Origin of the sequence: Actinoplanes sp. NPDC023714, from assembly GCF_040639855.1 — a bacterium.
In the GTDB taxonomy this organism is placed as follows: Bacteria; Actinomycetota; Actinomycetes; order Mycobacteriales; family Micromonosporaceae; genus Actinoplanes.
Window position 1 is genome coordinate 22,642 of record NZ_JBFAAR010000011.1, and the last position, 16,869, is coordinate 39,510.

Consider the following 16,869-nt stretch of genomic DNA (forward strand, 5'->3'; position numbering starts at 1 on the left):
ACGAAAGCCCGTGCGCCAATAGTCCCTGATGGATGACCCAATTACCAGCACAATGTGTGGCCGGGCCGTAAACGTCAGAGGTCTTCCCTCAGGCCGACCCGGTACTTTGACTCCCCGTGGTTCAACTAGCTCCGACCCCCACCCCATCCGGCTCGTCGTGGCCCACCGAGCTGCCGAGCATCGACGTCACCGCGGCCTGCAGCAACGACGTCCTGTGCAAGCAGGTTCTCGACTGGACCGGCAACGAGTGGCTCGCCGCGAGCAGCTACGTCATCTTCATCAAGCCGCTCCGGGTCATCGGGATCATCCTGATCGCGATGCTGATCCGGTGGGCGCTGCACCGCGCGATCGACCGGCTCACCCACAGCACCTCGCGCGCGTCGATGCCGGCCCTGCTCAAGCCGCTCAAGGAGAAGGTGGCGGTCACCGCCGAGGAGGGCCAGTTCATACCCGAGCGGCGGCGGCAGCGGGCCGAGGCGATCGGCTCGGTGCTGCGCAGCTTCGTCAGCGCGGTGGTCTTCACGATCGCCGGCCTGCTGGTGCTCGGTGAGTTCGGCTTCAACCTGGCGCCCCTGCTGGCCAGCGCCGGCATCGTCGGCGTGGCGATCGGCTTCGGTGCGCAGAGCCTGGTCAAGGACTTGATCGCGGGCCTGTTCATGCTGCTCGAGGACCAGTACGGCGTGGGCGACACGGTGGACGTCGGCGAGGCCACCGGCGTGGTGGAGAGCGTCGGCCTGCGGATCACCACGGTCCGCGACGCGCGGGGCGTGCTCTGGTACATCCGCAACGGCGAGATCGTCCGGGTCGGCAACAAGAGCCAGGGCTGGGCCATGGTCGTCATCGACATCCCGATCGGCTTCGTGAACGCCGAGGAGGCGGTCACCGTGATGCGCCGGGCCGCCGAGGCGGTCGCGGCCGAGCCCGAGCACCAGACCGAGTTCCTCGAGGCGCCGGACGTGGTCGGCGTCGAGCAGCTGACCGTGGACGGGGCGGTGATCCGTACGATCGCCAAGACCACCGCCGACGCGCAACCCGTCCTCCAGGGGGTGCTGCGCCGGGCGCTGACCGACGCCCTGGACGCCTCCGGCATCTCGGAGCGGATCGCCGCCTCCCGCCTCGGGCCGCGCAGCGCGATCCCGCCGGCCTGGCTCGCCGCCCCCGAGAATTCCTCATCTTCGATTTCCGAGCAGGGCCGGGGCAGCGCTTCCTGACCAGCGCATACGTGATCGCGCCTTAGGTCCGCCCTCGACCATTTGGCCGATTTTTGCCCCAACTGCCCTAGCGTCGACTCGGACGATCGGGCAGAATCCCGCTGAAGAAGACGTACGTTCGCGCCCGGGAAGCCCTCGGTGGTCGTGACCGCGATGGAGGGCTCGGTGTCAGATCAACCCGCACGGCCGGGAAGTGCGGCCGACGCGGTTACGCAGAGCGAAGCTCCAGTGACATTCCGCGAGATCTTCGCTCTGCGCGAGTTCCGGGCGCTCTTCCTCTCCGGGCTGATCAGCGCGATCGGCGACTACCTCTCCCGGGCCGCGATCACCGCCCTGATCTTCGACCAGAGCCGGTCGGTCCTGCTCTCCGCCGCGGCCTTCGCGATCAGCTACGTGCCGTGGCTGTTCGGCCCGCTGCTGTCGGCGCTCGCCGAGCGCTACCCCTACCGCAGCGTCATGATCGCCTCAGACGTCGGCCGGATGGTCCTGATCGGGCTGCTGCTCCTGCCCGGCCTGCCGGTGCCGGTGATGTTCCTGCTGGTCTTCGCGGCGGGGATGGCGGCGCCGCCGGCCCGGGCCGCGCGCTCCGCGCTGCTCCCGATGCTGGTCGGCCGCAACCATCTCGGCCTGGCCGTGGCGACCACCCAGACCAGCGGCCAGGCGGCCCAGGTGATCGGGTACCTGATCGGGGCCACCGTGTCGCTGGCGCTCACCCCGCGGATCGCGCTCGGCCTCGACGTCCTCACCTTCGCCGTCTCGGCCGTGCTGGTGGCGTACGTGATCCGGCACCGGCCCACCCAGGTTCCGGACGGCGGGCGCGAGCACCTGCTCGCCGAGACCTCCGCCGGGTTCCGGCTGGTCTTCGGCGACCGGGTGCTGCGGAGCATCGCGATCGTGGTCTTCACGATGACGGTCTTCGCGGTGGTTCCCGAGGGCCTGGCCGCCGCCTGGGCCGGCGAGAGCGCGAGCGGACCGGCCGCCCGCGGCCTGGACCAGGGCATGATCATGGCGGCCGGCCCGCTGGGCTTCGTGATCGGCGGCATCGCGTTCAACCGGCTGGTGCCGGCCTCCCGCCGGGTCCGCCTCGTGCCGGTGCTCGCCGTGCTGGCGCCGCTGCTGCTGGTGCCCACCGTCGCCGGGGTGCCGGCCGAGGCCGTGGCGCTGATGGTGCTGCTCTCCGGCCTGGTGCAGGGCGCCATCATGCCGACGCTGAACGCCACGTTCGTGCTGGCGCTGCCGGACGGGTTCCGGGCTCGCGCGTTCGGCGTGGTCAACAGCGGGGTGCAGCTGAGCCAGTTCGCCGCCGTGATGATCACCGGCGCGCTGGCCGAGCAGTTCCGGCTGCCCCTCGTGGTCGGGCTGTGGAGCATCGGCGGCACGGCCGCCATGCTGATCGTCGCGGTCTTCTGGCCCCGGCCGGCCACCTTCGCCGAGGCCGCCGAGCGGGCCGCCGCCAAGGAGATCCCGGTTCCGCAGGCGCGCAAGCCCACGACGAGCGTCACACCCGACGCCCCCTGAGCCGCCGGGAGACGGCTGGCAGGATGGAACGGTGAGCGCACCCGAATCCTTCTTCGACGCCGTCGGTGGCGAGCCCACGTTCCGGCGTCTCGTGGACAAGTTCTACGAGGGCGTCGCCGAAGACCCCCTGATGCGGCCGATGTACCCGGAGGAGGACCTCGGGCCGGCCGCCGACCGGCTCGCGCTCTTCCTCATGCAGTACTGGGGCGGCCCGAACACGTACTCGGCCTCGCGCGGCCATCCGCGGCTGCGGATGCGGCACGCGCCGTTCCGGGTCGACGCGGCGGCGCGGGATGCCTGGCTGCACCACATGAAGGTGGCGGTGGACTCGCTCGACCTGCCCGAGCAGCACCGCGCCACCCTCTGGGACTACCTGGAACGCGCCGCATACTTCATGGTCAATGCCTGAGTGTCCTCCCAGCGGGTGACTCGTTGATCGGTTGACCGTTCGACCGATCACAGGAGCATCTCCATGCGCCGTCGCCTGCTCGCTGCCGCCGCCGCGGCAGCCGTCGCCGTGCCCGTGGTGGCCGCGGCCGCCCCGGCCGCGGCGGACCGCGCCCACCCGGCCGTCGTCTCCGCCAACCCGGTGGACTGGACACCCCACGTCCTGGACGGCACGGTGTGGTCGCTGGCGCTCGTCGGCGACACGGTGGTGGTCGGCGGCGCGTTCACGAAGGTGGCCGACGCCCGGCGCCGGGTCACCCTGAACCGCAAGAACATCTTCGCCTTCGGCCTGTACGACGGCGAGATCCGCAGCTTCGCGCCGCAGGTGGACGGGGCGATCTACTCGCTGGCCGCCGGCGCCGACTACACCGTCTACCTCGGCGGTGGGTTCAAGTCGGTGAACGGCACGGGCCAGCGCGGCCTGGCCCGGGTCTCGCTGCGCGACGGCGCGCGGGTCGGCTCCTTCGGCGCCCGGATCAACTGGGGTGACGTGCGCGCCCTCGCGTCCCGCGGCAACCAGCTCTACGCGGCCGGCACGTTCTCCGCCGTGAACGGGGTGGGCCGGGTCGGCCTGGCCCGGCTGAACGCCTCGACCGGCGCGGTCGACCAGGGCTTCGACGCCCGGCTCTCCGGCCCCGGCCTGAAGCGGACCCGGGTGGAGCACTTCGACGTCTCCCCCGACGGCCGGAAGCTGATCGCCGTGGGCGCGTTCCTCAAGTCCGGCGGCTACGACCGTACGCAGATCGCGCTCTTCGACGTCGGCGGCCCGTCGGCGATGCTGTCCAGCTGGTACACCGACGCCTACAAGCCGCCGTGCATGAAGGGCTTCGACACCTACCTGCGGCAGGTCAAGTTCTCCCCGGACGGCTCGTACGCCGTGGTCGCGGCGACCGGCCGGGCGTCGTCGGCGCAGAAGCTGTGCGACTCGGCGGCCCGGTTCGAGACCGGTGGCGCCGGCCGGCACAACCCGACCTGGGTGCAGCGGACCGGCGGCGACTCGCTCTACGCGGTCGCGATCACCGGCCCGGCCGTCTACCTCGGCGGGCACCAGCGCTGGTTCGACAACCCGTACGGCACCGACGGCAACGGCCCCGGCCCGGGCGCGGTGTCCCGGCCCGGCATCGGCGCGGTCAGCCCGAACACCGGCAAGGCGCTGCCGTGGAACCCGACCCGGTCCCGGGGTGTGGGTGTCCGCGCGTTCCTGGTGACCGCCCAGGGCCTCTTCGTAGGCTCCGATACCGACCAGCTGGGCCGCGAGTACCACGGCCGGGTAGGCATGTTCCCGTTGAGTTGATAGTCCAGCACCCGCGATTCGCCGCCGGTGAGATGGGGCGCGGTTTTCCGACGCCCGCGGGGTTTGCGGGTGGCGGAAAACCGGGTCTCATCTCAGCGGTTAAAAGGCGAATCGCCGCGGAGCGAAGCGAAGCCTAAAGTAGAGCACCCTCGTCGTGGAGCCAGTCCACGAAGGAGGTGGCTACTGCTGCACCACAGTCCAGCATCTCCACGAGCAGGGTGTCGTGAGCGCCGGCCGCCAGCGGCACCTGCAACTCCGCGTATATCGGCAGCTGGCCCCGCTCGGTGGGGTCGCCGACGTAGGCCTTGCAGAACCGCCGGGTGTGGTTCCACTCGTTGACCACCCGGTATGCCCGGTCGGCCCAGTCCGGCGGGACCGTCGCGTGCGGGCGGGCCCGCATCACCAGGATCTCGTCGTCCGGACCCTCCAGGGTGAACAGCACGGCGTGCCGCTCCCACATGGCGAGCAGACTCCCGCCGCCGTCGGCGAGGAACCGGATGTCGAGCATGTCGAGCGCCTTGCCGATCCGCGTGAGCGAGACCGGCGCGACCTGGTCGGAAGAGGACCCGGCCGCGGACAGTTCGGACGGAACGCCGCTACGGGACGGCTCGCGCTGGGCCGGCACTCCGACGCGGACGTTGTCCTGCACCGCCACTTCGCCACCGGAATCCGGCTCGTTCGACGCCGATCCCGGACGCCAAGACCACCACGGCATCGTGTGCACCCCCACTCCCCAACAGACCCACCGCCGGACGTTGTGATGGATCCGAGGGCCGACGGTACCCGTACAGTTCCTGAAGGTCATCCCCCCAACGGGAGGGCGGGTCCATAAGAACGATGTGGCGTCACCCTAACGGGTGAGTTGACATCGGAGTAACGGTCAATTTATGCACGCTCTGTCGCCACGCTACTCCATATGGTGCAGAAATTCCCACCCAGGAGCCCGCCACCCGGACTCGCGCCTCGGTCGGCCCGGCCGATCGCGGACCGAGGAAACCCATCCGCGCGACGGCCTGGACGAGGCGCTGGGAGACCTCGACCGGGGCGCCCTCCTCGGGCGTCACGACGAGCGCGACGTGATCGAGCAACGCGTCCCGGACCGCGCGCTGACCGACCGAGCGGCCGGCCATCCCGCCCGCGGAGATCTCCCGCAGGGTCACGGCCGCGGCGTTCGCCAGCTGATCCAATTCGGTCCCGGAGATCGCCTCGACGGCGCGGGAGGCGGGCGGCGGCAACGGCCACCGCCACAGCACGTCACGCCGTTCGGGCAGCTGCTGGCCGCCGGCCGCCAGGACCGCGAGCAGCTCGGACGCGGAGACCGTGGCGTCGCCCGGCCCGGTGCCCGCCACCTCGCGGGTGACCAGCACTTCCCAGGGCAGCCGGGCCCAGAGGGCGGTCCGGCCGGCCGAGGAGCGCAGCCGGACCGGCGCGGCCGGGTCGAGCCGGGTGAGCCGGGCCAGGAACGCGCCTGCGTCGGGGACCCCGAGCAGGCCGTGCCCACTCATGACCGGCTCCAGTAGGGGGTGAGGAAGTCCTTCTCCTCGGGGGAGATGCGGCGGGGCCGCCCCTCAGCGAGGTTGTACGGCACGCAGACCGAGCGCGCCTTCGACGCCAGCACCCCGTCGTCGAAGAGCTCGTAGTCCACCGTGAACGAGGCGGCCTTCAGCTCGGAGACCCACATCTCGATCCGGACCGGGTCGCCGAAGTCCACCGGCCGCAGATAGTCGATCTCGTGCCGGGCGATCACGATGCCCTCCTCGAAGGAGCCGAGCCCGTGCGCGCGGGCCCCGACGAAGAACATCGCGACCCGGGCCTCCTCGTAGAGGGTGAGGAAGCGCGCGTTGTTGACGTGCCCGTACGCGTCCATGTCGGACCAGCGCACGGGCACGTCGTAGACGAACCGATCAGTCACGGGTGAGCTTGCGGTACGTCACCCGGTGCGGCCGGGCCGCCTCGGCGCCGAGGCGGTCGATCTTGTTCTTCTCGTACGCCTCGAAGTTGCCCTCGAACCAGAACCACTTGTCCGGGTCCTCCTCGGTGCCCTCCCACGCGAGCATGTGGGTGGCGACCCGGTCGAGGAACATCCGGTCGTGGGAGATCACGACGGCGCAGCCGGGGAACTCGAGCAGCGCGTTCTCCAGGCTGGAGAGCGTCTCGACGTCCAGGTCGTTCGTCGGCTCGTCGAGCAGGATCACGTTGCCGCCGATCTTCAGCGTCATCGCGAGGTTGAGCCGGTTGCGCTCGCCGCCGGAGAGCACCTTGGTCGGCTTCTGCTGGTCCGGGCCCTTGAAGCCGAACGCCGCGACGTACGCCCGGGACGGCATCTCGACCTTGCCGACCATCATGTGGTCGAGCCCGTCGGAGACGACCTCCCAGACCGTCTTGGCGGGGTCGAGGCCGGCCCGGCTCTGGTCCACGTACGACAGCTTGACCGTCTCGCCGATCCGGACCGAGCCCTCGTCCGCCTTCTCCAGCCCGACGATGGTCTTGAACAGCGTGGTCTTGCCGACGCCGTTCGGGCCGATGATGCCGACGATGCCGTTCCGCGGCAGCGAGAACGACAGGTGGTCGATAAGGGTACGGCCGTCGAAGCCCTTGACCAGGTCGTTGACCTCGATGACGGTGTTGCCCAGACGCGGGCCCGGCGGGATCTGGATCTCCTCGAAGTCCAGCTTCCGGGTCTTCTCCGCCTCGGCTGCCATCTCCTCGTAGCGCTCGAGACGCGACTTGCTCTTGGTCTGGCGCGCCTTGGCGTTCGACCGGACCCACTCGAGCTCCTCGGAGAGGCGCTTCTTCATCTTGGCGTCCTTGCGCCCCTCGACCGAGAGACGGGCCGCCTTCTTCTCCAGGTAGGTGGAGTAGTTGCCCTCGTACCCGATGGCCCGGCCGCGGTCCAGCTCGAGGATCCAGCCGGCCACGTTGTCCAGGAAGTACCGGTCGTGGGTGATCGCCAGGACGGTGCCGGCGTACTTGGCGAGGTGCTGCTCCAGCCAGTGCACGCTCTCCGCGTCCAGGTGGTTGGTGGGCTCGTCGAGCAGCAGCAGGTCGGGCGCCTCGAGCAGCAGCTTGCAGAGCGCGACCCGGCGGCGCTCACCACCGGAGAGCTGGGTGACGTCGGCGTCCGGCGGCGGGCAGCGCAGCGCGTCCATGGCGAGTTCGAGCTTCGAGTCGATGTCCCACGCGTCGGCGTGGTCGAGCTCCTCCTGGAGCCTGCCCATCTCCTCCATCAGCTCGTCGGAGTAGTCGGTGGCCATCTGCTCGGCGATCGAGTTGAACCGGTCCAGCTTGGCCTTGGTGTCGGCGACCGCCTCCTCGATGTTGCCGAGGACGGTCTTCTCGTCGTTCAGCGGCGGCTCCTGCGCGAGCATGCCGACGGTGTAGCCGGGCATGAGCCGGGCCTCGCCGTTGCTCGTCTTGTCGAGCCCCGCCATGATCTTCAGCAGGCTGGACTTACCGGCGCCGTTCGGGCCGACCACACCGATCTTGGCGCCCGGCAGGAAGCTCAGCGTCACGTTGTCGAGCACGACCTTGTCGCCGTGCGCCTTGCGCGCCTTTTCCAGGACGTAGATGTATTGGGCCACGGTGTGCCCTACCTCCAAGATCGTGAATTGTCAGGGCCGGAAGAGAACCGAGGGACAATCTTTCCAGGTACCCCCGCGACTACGAACGACAACCCCGGCAGGTTTACTCCCCGACCACCTTCTGGATCTCCTCGCGGCCGTCCGCATGGGTGATCCGCAGCCGCTGGCGGTCGACCGAGAAGACGGCGCCGTCGACGGCCGTCGCCACGTAGGCGCCGTTGCCGTCCTGCCAGACCCCGGCCAGGAAGAGCGCGGTCTTGTTCTCGACCCATTCGGCGTCGGTGCCGCCCTTGTTGGCGTGATAGTAGAGCTGTCCCGCCCGGTCCTGGCAGATCCAGATCACGGTCTTGCGGGCCGTCCGCACCCGCAGCACCTCGACCAGCTGGCCGGACGCGCCGTAGAGCGACCCGGCCTTCTGGGTCTGCTCCGGGCAGAGGGGTCCGTCGACCAGATTCCGGGTGGGTGTGGGCTCAGGTGCGGAAACGGACCGGTTTCGTTCCTCTCCCAGGAGGAAACCACCGATCATCCCGATGATCGTCAGCAACACCGTGGCAATCACCACAGGAAAGAACAACGGCCGCCGTTGCTGGGAATGATCATCGAGGGGGGTCACCGGCTCAGGATGGCACCCCGGTTCCAACCGGTCCATCGGAGGCGATGAACCCGGGCAGCTTACGCACAGTAGGCTCGTCCAGGGAACAGAAACCACTCGGAGGTGTACTCAGCGTGGCCGAACGAAGTTCCTTCGTCGTCGTCGCCAACCGTTTGCCAGTGGACGAGGTCACCACGCCGGAAGGTGACAAACAGTGGCGCCCGAGCCCCGGCGGGCTCGTCACGGCGCTGCACCCGGTGCTCACCGAGCACCGCGGCACGTGGATCGGATGGGCCGGCGGCTCAGGCGAAGCACCCGAGCCGTTCGAACTCGAGGGCATCAACATCCACCCGGTCCCCCTCAGCGCCGAGGAGCTGGAGCGGTACTACGAAGGCCAGTCGAACGCCACGATCTGGCCGCTCTACCACGACGCGGTCGAGACCCCGGTCTACAAGCGTCGCTGGCGCGAGACCTACCGGGTCGTCAACCACCGGTTCGCCCAGGCCGCCGCCGAGGTGGCCGCCGAGGGCGCGACCGTCTGGGTGCAGGACTACCAGCTCCAGCTGGTGCCGTCCATGCTCCGGGAGATGCGCCCCGACCTGCGGATCGGGTTCTTCCTGCACATCCCGTTCCCGCCGATCGAGCTGTTCATGCAGATGCCGTTCCGCGCGGAGATCCTGCGCGGCCTGCTCGGCGCCGACCTGGTCGGCTTCCAGCAGCGTCTCGCCGCGCAGAACTTCGTGCGCCTCGCCCGGCACCTGCTCGGCCTCCGCTACGAAGGCCAGTCCATCAAGGTGGACGGGCGCAGCGTCAAGGCCGGCGCGTTCCCGATCAGCATCGACACCAAGGAGATGGAGCGGCTCGCCGCCACCCCCGAGGTGCAGGCCCGGGCCAAGCAGATCCGCGCCGAGCTGGGCGACCCGAAGACGGTCATCCTCGGCGTCGACCGGCTGGACTACACCAAGGGCATCGAGCTGCGCCTCAAGGCGTTCCGCGAGCTCCTCGCCGACGGCAAGCTCGACGTCGGCGACGCGGTGATGATCCAGGTGGCCACCCCGAGCCGGGAGCGGGTCGAGCACTACCAGACCCTGCGGGTGAAGGTCGAGCGCGAGGTCGGCCGGATCAACGGCGAGTTCGGCAAGGTCGGCACCCCGGCCGTGCACTACCTGCACCAGTCGGTCGGCAAGCAGGAGCTGGCGGCCATGTACGCGGCCGCCGACGTCATGATGGTGACCCCGCTGCGCGACGGCATGAACCTGGTCGCCAAGGAATACATCGCCTGCCGCGGCGACACCGGCGGCGCCCTGGTCCTCAGCGAGTTCGCCGGTGCGGCGACCGAGCTGCGCCAGGCGTTCCTCTGCAACCCGCACGACCCGGACGGGGTGAAGGACGCGCTGCTGCGTGCCATCTCCGCCGAGCCCTCGGAGCTCAAGCGCCGGATGCGTGTGATGCAGCGCCACCTGCGGACCCATGATGTGGCCCGCTGGGCGAAGACCTTCCTGGACGAGCTCGGCGTGGGTGAGCCCGCGCCTCAGGACGACGACGCCTGACCAACCCCGCTTTTCGGCGCCGGGCCGTTTCGGCCCGGCGCCTTCTCCGTGTACGGGTGACCGAACCGTGCGGATCAGCCGACCGGCAGGAACTCGTCCCCGACCCGGACGACCTCGCCGACGACGACCACGGCCGGGGGACGGATGCCGGCCTGCTTCACGTCCTCGGTCACGGCGCCGAGCGTGCTGCGCAGCGAACGCTGGTGCGCGGTCGAGCCCTCCTGCACCACGGCGACCGGCGTCTCGGCGGAGCGGCCCTCGGCGATCAGCCGCCGGGCGATCTCCGGCAGGTTCTTCAGGCCCATCAGCACCACGAGCGTGCCCTTGAGCCGGGCCAGCGCCGGCCAGTCGACGAGCGAGTCCGCGTGGTCCGGCGGGATGTGCCCGGAGACCACGGTGAACTCGTGCGCCACCCCGCGGTGGGTGACCGGGATGCCGGCCAGCGCGGGCGCCGCGATCGAGCTGGTCACGCCCGGGACCACGACGACCGGCACGCCGGCCTCGGCGCAGGCGAGCGCCTCCTCGCCGCCGCGGCCGAAGACGAAGTTGTCGCCGCCCTTGAGCCGGACCACGAACTTCCCCTGCCGGGCCCGGTCCACCAGGATCCGGTTGATCTCCTCCTGCGCCGCCGACGGCCCGTACGGGATCTTGGCGGCGTCGATCAGCTCGACCTCCGGGCGCAGCTCGCCCAGCAGCACGCCGGGCACGAGCCGGTCGGCCACCACGACGTCGGCCGCGGCGAGCAGCCGGCGGCCCTTCACCGTGATCAGCTCGGGGTCGCCGGGGCCGCCGCCGACCAGGGCCACGCCCTTGAGCTCCGGCGCGGCCGGGGGCGTCGCCTCCAGGGCGTGTGCGACCAGGTCACGGACCGCCATGGCCCGGCGGCGGTCGCCACCGTCGGTCACCGCGACGGTCACCTGGCCGTGCCGGGTGACGGCCGGGGTCCACGCCGTGGCCGCGTCCCGGTCGTCCGCCCGTACACAGAAGATCCTGGAAGCCTCCGCCGCCGCACTCACCTCGGCGGCAGCGGAGGGGTCGTCGACCGCGACATGGACCAGCCATGCCCCCTCGACGTCCGCCGGCGCGAAGCGACGCGGCGTCCACACCGCCCGGCCCGCGTCGACGTGCGCCAGCAGGGCGGGGGTGAGCTCGGGCGACACGATCTCGAGCACCGCGCCCGCGGCGATCAGGGCGGGCACCCGGCGGGTGGCCACCGAGCCGCCGCCGACCACCAGCACGCGGCGGCCCTCCAGCCGCAGAGCCATCGGATAAAGGTTCATTTCTCGGACACTCCCGCACTGTCGAACGTCGCCACCTCGTGCAGCACCCGCACCGCTGCCGACACGACCGGGAGGGCCAGCACCGCGCCGCTGCCCTCACCCAGGCGCATGCCCAGGTCGAGCAGGGGCTCGAGGCCCAGGTGGGCGAGCGCCACGGTGGCGCCCGGCTCGACCGACCGGTGCCCGGCGACCATGGCGGCCACGGCGTCCGGCGCGAACGCGGCGGCGGCGAGGGCGGCCGAGGCGGCGATCACGCCGTCCACGATCACCGGCACCCGGTGCGCGGCCGCGCCGAGGATGAACCCGGTCAGCGCCGCGTGCTCGAGGCCGCCGACCGCGGCGAGCACGCCGAGCGGGTCGGCCGGGTCGGGGGTGTGCCGGGCCAGCGCCGCGGCCACGACCCCGGCCTTGTGCGCGAGCGTGGCGTCGTCGATGCCGGTGCCGCGGCCGGTCACCCCGGCCGATCCGGTACCGGTGAAGACCGCGACGAGCGCCGCCGCGGGAGTCGTGTTGGCGATGCCCATGTCGCCGGTGAGCAGGCACTTCGCCCCGGAGGCGACCAGCTGGCCGGCGACCGCGACGCCGAGCTCGACGGCGGCCAGCGCCTCCTCGCGGGTCAGCGCCGGCTCGACGGTCATGTCCCGGGTGCCGCGCCGGATGTTCGCGTCGAGCAGGTTCGGGCCGCCGTGCAGCGGGATCGCGACCCCGGCGTCGACCACCATGACGTCGGCGCCGGCCTGCCGGGCGAACGCGTTGACGACCGCGCCGCCGGCCACGAAGTTCGCCACCATCTGCGCGGTGACCTCCTGCGGCCAGGGAGTGACGCCCTGCGCGTGCACGCCGTGATCGCCGGCGAAGACCGCGACCGTGGCGGGCGACGGCATCGGCGGCGGGCAGACCCCGGCGAGACCGGCGAGCCGGACCGAGAGCTCCTCCAGCGCGCCGAGCGAGCCGGCCGGCTTGGTGAGCCGGGCCTGCAGGTCGCGGGCGGCGGCCATGGCCTGCTCGTCGGCGGGCCGGATGGCGGCCAGGGTGGTCTCCAGCAGGCTTTCCAGCGGGCTCTCCAGCGTCACGAATGCTCCTCGATCACGTCCGTCAAAGTCTGCACGAATCCGTCTGTGGTGGCAGTGTCGCGCACCGCAATCCTGAGCCAGTCCGGGCCCAGGCCCGGGAAGGTGTCGCCGCGACGCACCGCATAACCGCGTTCGCGCAGCTCAAGACGTACCCGATGGGCTTCTTCCAGACGGATGGCCACGAATGCGCTGGCCGGCTCGCCCGCGATCGTGACGCTCGGCACGTCCCGCAGGCGGTCCACCAGGTGGGCACGCTCCTCCGCCATGGCCGCCGCGATCTCCCGCTCGGCCGCGACCGCGACCGGCGACGCGCACGCCTCGGCCGCCGCGAGCGCCGGGGTGGAGACCGCCCAGAGCGGCTGGGCCTTCGCCAGCCGGCGGACGAGATCGGCCGGCCCGAGCAGGTATCCGATCCGCAGCCCGGCCAGCCCCCAGGTCTTGGTGAGGCTGCGCAGCACCACGAGGCCGGGCAGATCCCCGCGCCCGGCGAGCGACTCCGGCTCGTGGCCGACGCCGGCCCGGTGGGTGGTGTCCGCGAACGCCTCGTCGACGACCAGGATCCGGCCGGGCCGGGCCAGCTTCGCCACGTCGACGGCCGGGTGCAGCACCGAGGTCGGGTTCGTGGGGTTGCCGACGAAGACCAGGCCGGCGTCCTCCGGGACCAGCGCCGGGTCGAGCCGGAAGCCGTCCTCCTCGCGCAGCAGCACCCGGTCGACCTCGTGCCCGGCGTTCACCAGCGCCGCCTCCGGCTCGGTGAACTGCGGGTGCACCACGACCGGGCGGTGTACGCCCCGCAGCGCCTGGGCGAGCAGCACGAACGCCTGGGCCGCACCTGCCGTGAGCAGCACCTCGGCCGGGTCCCGCCGGTGCCGGGCCGCGACCGCGTCGGTGGCGGCCGTGGCGTCCGGGTAGCTCTCCAGGTCGTCGAGCGCCGCGGCGAGGGGCTCGGCGAGCCAGGCCGGCCGGGGCTGGCGCCGCACGTTGACCGCGAGATCGATCAGGCCGGCACCCACCTCGGCGTCGCCGTGATGATCAAGGTCGAACGTCATGCCCACAGCATGCCGGACGGTGATACTCCGCCGTTTTCTGCCGTTCCGGGGGAACATGAACCCTTTTGTCTTACCGTCAGGGGGTGACGAGCCGACGCCTCACCGTAGCCGGAAGAGTCGCCCTCCTGATCCGGGCCGGGCTCATCTCGGGCCTGGTCATCGCCGGCCTCTCCTATCCCCTGACGGCGCTCGCCGGGATGGGGGTCAAGGCCGGCACCGAGGCGCTCCAAGCCATGCCGGAGGAGCTCACCGAGGTGCCGCCCGCCCAGACCACCTACGTCTACGCCAACGACGGCAAGACGCTGCTCACCATGTTCTACGAGGAGCACCGGAAGCCGACAGCGCTCAAGCAGATGTCGCCGTACATCACCAAGGCGATCGTGGCGTCCGAGGACTCCCGTTTCTACGAGCACAACGGGGTCGACGCCAAGGGCGTGGCCCGCGCGTTCGTGGCGAACCAGAAGGCCGGCGGCGTCTCCCAGGGCGCGTCGACGCTCACCATGCAGTACGTCCGGATGGCCCTGCGGGACAGCGCCCGCACACCGAAGGAGGCGCTCGAGGCCACCGAGCAGACCGCCGCCCGCAAACTCCGCGAGATGCGGATGGCGATCGAGGTCGAGCAGCGGCTCAGCAAGGGCGAGATCCTGGAGCGCTACCTCAACGCCGCGTACTTCGGCCACCGCGCGTACGGGATCTACGCGGCCTCGCAGGTGTTCTTCTCGAAGCCGCCGAAGGACCTCACCCTCACCGAGGCGGCGCTGCTCGCCGGCCTGGTCAAGGCGCCGTCCGCGTACGACCCGGCGACCAAGGACCAGCGGGCCGCGAAGCAGCGGCGCAACTACGTGATCGACCAGATGCTCAAGATGGGCACGATCACCCCGGAGCAGGCCGCCGCCGCCCGCCGAGCCAGGATCAAGCTGAAGCTGACGACCCCGCCGAACGACTGCGTCTCGGTCGCGCGCAAGCACAACGACTGGGGTTTCTTCTGCGACTACTTCAAGAGCTGGTGGCGTGAGCAGCCGGCCTTCGGGCGCAACCCGCAGGAGCGTGAGGAGAATCTGCGCCGCGGCGGATATCGCATCGTCACCTCGATCGACCCCGAGATTCAGGGGTACGCCATGGAGCACGTCCTCGACAAGGAGAAGCGCAGCAGCCCCTTCGCCCACGGGGAGGTCGTGATCCAGCCCGGCACCGGACGGGTCGTCGCCATGGCCGTGAACCGGCGGTACTCGCTCGACCAGAAGGACAACGGCCGGCACAGCGACCGGCGGACCGAGCGCGGCACCCGGGGCAACTACCCGAACACCGTGAACCCCCTGCTCGGCGGCGGCAACATGGCCGGCTACCAGGCCGGCTCCACCTTCAAGATCTTCACGATGCTGGCCGCGCTGGAGGCCGGGCTGCCGCTGCGCACCTCGTTCTACTCGCCCGAGCGCTTCTATTCGAAGTACATCACCGCGCCCGGCCCGGCGACCTGCGGCACCCACTGGTGCCCGAAGAACTCCAGCAAGTCGATGACCGGCAACCAGACCATGTGGAGCGGTTTCGGCAAGTCGGTGAACACCTACTTCGTACAGCTCGAACAGCGGGTCGGCGCGGAGAAGGCGGTGAAGATGGCGGAACGTCTCGGCCTGCGCTGGCGCACCGAGGTGGACCGGCGGCTCGCCACCCCGGAGCACGCCTCCGGCTGGGGCGCCTTCACCCTCGGCGTCAGCGACGCCACCCCGGTCGAGATGGCCAACGTCTTCGCCACCCTCGCCGCCGAGGGCATGTACTGCCAGCCCTCCCCCGTCCTCTCCATCCGCACGCCGGACGGCAGCCACGCCCTGCACGCCGGCAAACTCGTCGCCGCCCCCCGCTGCCACCGCGAACTCACCGCGAACGTGGCCCGCGCAGCCACCGACGCCGCCCGCTGCGTCACCGGTTACGGATCGGCCCGCGGCAGCTGCGGAGGCTGGGGAACCTCCGAGATGGTGCACAACATCCTGGCCCGCCCGGTGGCCGGCAAGAGCGGCACCACGGACGGCAACAAGACCGCCTGGTTCAGCGGGTACACCCCCCAGCTGGCAGCCTCGGCCTTCGTAGCCGACCCCGACAACCCCGAACACGTCGTAGGCACCAGCCGGGGCACCATGTCCAAATTCACGGTCGCCCAGACCTTGCGAGACGCCCTCAAGGACGAGCCCAAGCAGAAATTCACCCCACCCACCGACAAACTCGTCGGGTAGCCCTCCCCGCCGTCACCAAGCCTCGGTCACCCATCAGCCACCGCGCAGCCGCTCTCCCCAAGCCGCCGGCACACCACCGGGCAGCCGCCCTCACCAAGCCGCCCCGAAGGCTCCGCCCAGCCGCCCGGGCCCCGGCCGCAGATGCCATCGCCCAGCCCCAGCCCGGCCGCCCGTCCCCGGACGCGGCGGCCGGCCGTTTCCCCGCCAAGCCCTTTCCACGCCGGTGCCCATCTCACCCCGCGGCCTGGCGCCGCCTCTTCCGGCCGGCGGCCTGGCAACCTCCTCTCGAGCCTTCGGCCTGGCAACCTCCTCTCGAACCTTCGGCCTGGCACCTCCCCTCAGGACGGCGGGCCCGCCCCCGGACCGGCACGGAGCCCGCGCCTCCGGATCGCAGGCTCAGCTCGCCCGGCGGGCCGGGGCCCGGCGGCGGGGTGGTCGCCAGGCGGGGTCGCGGCCGGTCAGGCCCACGACCTGGAGCAGCGGGTCATCATCGGCGGCGACCGGGACGACCGGGCCGAAGAGACCCGGGGTGCCCTCGGCCGGGCCCTGGGACAGGAAGTCGACGAGCATGTCGAGCGCTCGCGGATCGGCTGCGAAGTCTTGGCCCGTGGAACGGGACAGGTCCCAGCCGTGGACGACCAGCTCGATCATCGCGAAGACGCCCATGTCGGTGGCGGGCAGCGTCACGCCGCCGACCGAGGCCGTCCCGGTCCAGGCGGCCGGGTCCTTCCACGCGGTGGCGAGCTCTTCGAGGAGCACCGGAAGCCGGCTGCGCCAATGCCGCGACAGGTGATCGGCGGACGGCTCGACCGCGGGCGTGCCCTCACCCCGCTTGCGGGCGCCCTGCGCGAACGCGTAGGACAGGCCCATCAGATGATCCAGCAGCGCCGCGACCGGCCAGCCGGGACAGGGTGTCGGCGTGGTCAGGTCTCTCTCGTCGACCCCGAGCAGCAGAGCCCTGATCTGGCGAACCGGCGGATCGAAATCCAGCGGCACACGATCGGCCACGATGCCCTCCTTCGGTTGTCGTGTACCTCACGGTACGA

At 71.2% G+C, this 16,869-nt stretch carries 15 protein-coding genes; 6 read left to right on the plus strand and 9 right to left on the minus strand.

Features of this window, described 5'->3' with window-relative positions; genetic code table 11:
* Positions 1-212: 212 nt before the first annotated feature.
* The 4 genes from AB0G10_RS35355 to AB0G10_RS35370 all read left to right on the plus strand — a co-directional run bounded on the left by AB0G10_RS35355 (position 213) and on the right by AB0G10_RS35370 (position 4,470).
* On the plus strand, positions 213-1,211 hold the full coding sequence (locus AB0G10_RS35355) for a mechanosensitive ion channel domain-containing protein (protein ID WP_360932768.1): 999 nt from the start codon (positions 213-215) through the stop codon (positions 1,209-1,211).
* Between the two features lie 228 nt (positions 1,212-1,439).
* Positions 1,440-2,729, plus strand: a complete 1,290-nt coding sequence (locus AB0G10_RS35360; protein WP_360932020.1) for an MFS transporter — start codon at positions 1,440-1,442, stop codon at positions 2,727-2,729.
* A 31-nt stretch (positions 2,730-2,760) separates the two neighbouring features.
* Positions 2,761-3,138: a globin gene (locus AB0G10_RS35365; protein WP_360932023.1), complete on the plus strand. Its 378-nt coding sequence runs from the start codon at positions 2,761-2,763 to the stop codon at positions 3,136-3,138.
* 63 nt (positions 3,139-3,201) lie between these two features.
* Positions 3,202-4,470, plus strand: coding sequence for a delta-60 repeat domain-containing protein (locus tag AB0G10_RS35370; protein ID WP_360932025.1), 1,269 nt, complete (start codon positions 3,202-3,204; stop codon positions 4,468-4,470).
* Positions 4,471-4,603: 133 nt separating this feature from the next.
* On the opposite strand, the gene AB0G10_RS35375 is transcribed toward AB0G10_RS35370, so the two are convergent.
* From AB0G10_RS35375 to AB0G10_RS35395, 5 genes are all read right to left on the minus strand, one after another.
* Positions 4,604-5,185, minus strand: coding sequence for a YbjN domain-containing protein (locus AB0G10_RS35375; RefSeq protein ID WP_360932028.1), 582 nt, complete (start codon positions 5,183-5,185; stop codon positions 4,604-4,606).
* A 130-nt stretch (positions 5,186-5,315) separates the two neighbouring features.
* Entirely contained in the window at positions 5,316-5,975 is a 660-nt protein-coding gene (locus AB0G10_RS35380) for a hypothetical protein (protein WP_360932031.1), read from the minus strand.
* Complete coding sequence (locus AB0G10_RS35385) at positions 5,972-6,382, minus strand: thioesterase family protein (protein ID WP_360932034.1); 411 nt, start codon at positions 6,380-6,382, stop codon at positions 5,972-5,974. The genes AB0G10_RS35380 and AB0G10_RS35385 overlap by 4 nt, the downstream gene beginning before the upstream one ends.
* A complete protein-coding gene (ettA, locus tag AB0G10_RS35390; RefSeq protein WP_360932770.1) occupies positions 6,375-8,051 on the minus strand; it encodes an energy-dependent translational throttle protein EttA in 1,677 nt (558 codons plus the stop codon). Before ettA ends, AB0G10_RS35385 begins: the two co-directional genes overlap by 8 nt.
* Before the next feature lie 103 nt (positions 8,052-8,154).
* Positions 8,155-8,598: a hypothetical protein gene (locus tag AB0G10_RS35395; RefSeq protein WP_360932037.1), complete on the minus strand. Its 444-nt coding sequence runs from the start codon at positions 8,596-8,598 to the stop codon at positions 8,155-8,157.
* A gap of 179 nt (positions 8,599-8,777) precedes the next feature.
* On the opposite strand from AB0G10_RS35395, the gene AB0G10_RS35400 reads away from it, so the two are divergent.
* A complete protein-coding gene (locus AB0G10_RS35400; protein WP_360932040.1) occupies positions 8,778-10,193 on the plus strand; it encodes a trehalose-6-phosphate synthase in 1,416 nt (471 codons plus the stop codon).
* A gap of 74 nt (positions 10,194-10,267) precedes the next feature.
* On the opposite strand, the gene cobA is transcribed toward AB0G10_RS35400, so the two are convergent.
* From cobA to cobC, 3 genes are read right to left on the minus strand one after another with little or no spacing between them, the layout of a single operon-like run.
* A complete protein-coding gene (gene cobA / locus AB0G10_RS35405; protein ID WP_360932043.1) occupies positions 10,268-11,473 on the minus strand; it encodes a uroporphyrinogen-III C-methyltransferase in 1,206 nt (401 codons plus the stop codon).
* Positions 11,470-12,519, minus strand: a complete 1,050-nt coding sequence (gene cobT, locus AB0G10_RS35410; protein WP_360932773.1) for a nicotinate-nucleotide--dimethylbenzimidazole phosphoribosyltransferase — start codon at positions 12,517-12,519, stop codon at positions 11,470-11,472. Before cobT ends, cobA begins: the two co-directional genes overlap by 4 nt.
* Before the next feature lie 23 nt (positions 12,520-12,542).
* Positions 12,543-13,595, minus strand: a complete 1,053-nt coding sequence (cobC, locus tag AB0G10_RS35415; RefSeq protein WP_360932046.1) for an Rv2231c family pyridoxal phosphate-dependent protein CobC — start codon at positions 13,593-13,595, stop codon at positions 12,543-12,545.
* 83 nt (positions 13,596-13,678) lie between these two features.
* On the opposite strand from cobC, the gene AB0G10_RS35420 reads away from it, so the two are divergent.
* A complete protein-coding gene (locus AB0G10_RS35420) occupies positions 13,679-15,823 on the plus strand; it encodes a transglycosylase domain-containing protein (RefSeq protein WP_360932049.1) in 2,145 nt (714 codons plus the stop codon).
* A 396-nt stretch (positions 15,824-16,219) separates the two neighbouring features.
* Here AB0G10_RS35420 and AB0G10_RS35425 read toward each other — a convergent pair whose 3' ends face one another.
* Entirely contained in the window at positions 16,220-16,831 is a 612-nt protein-coding gene (locus AB0G10_RS35425) for a TIGR03086 family metal-binding protein (RefSeq protein ID WP_360932052.1), read from the minus strand.
* Positions 16,832-16,869 lie beyond the last annotated feature (38 nt).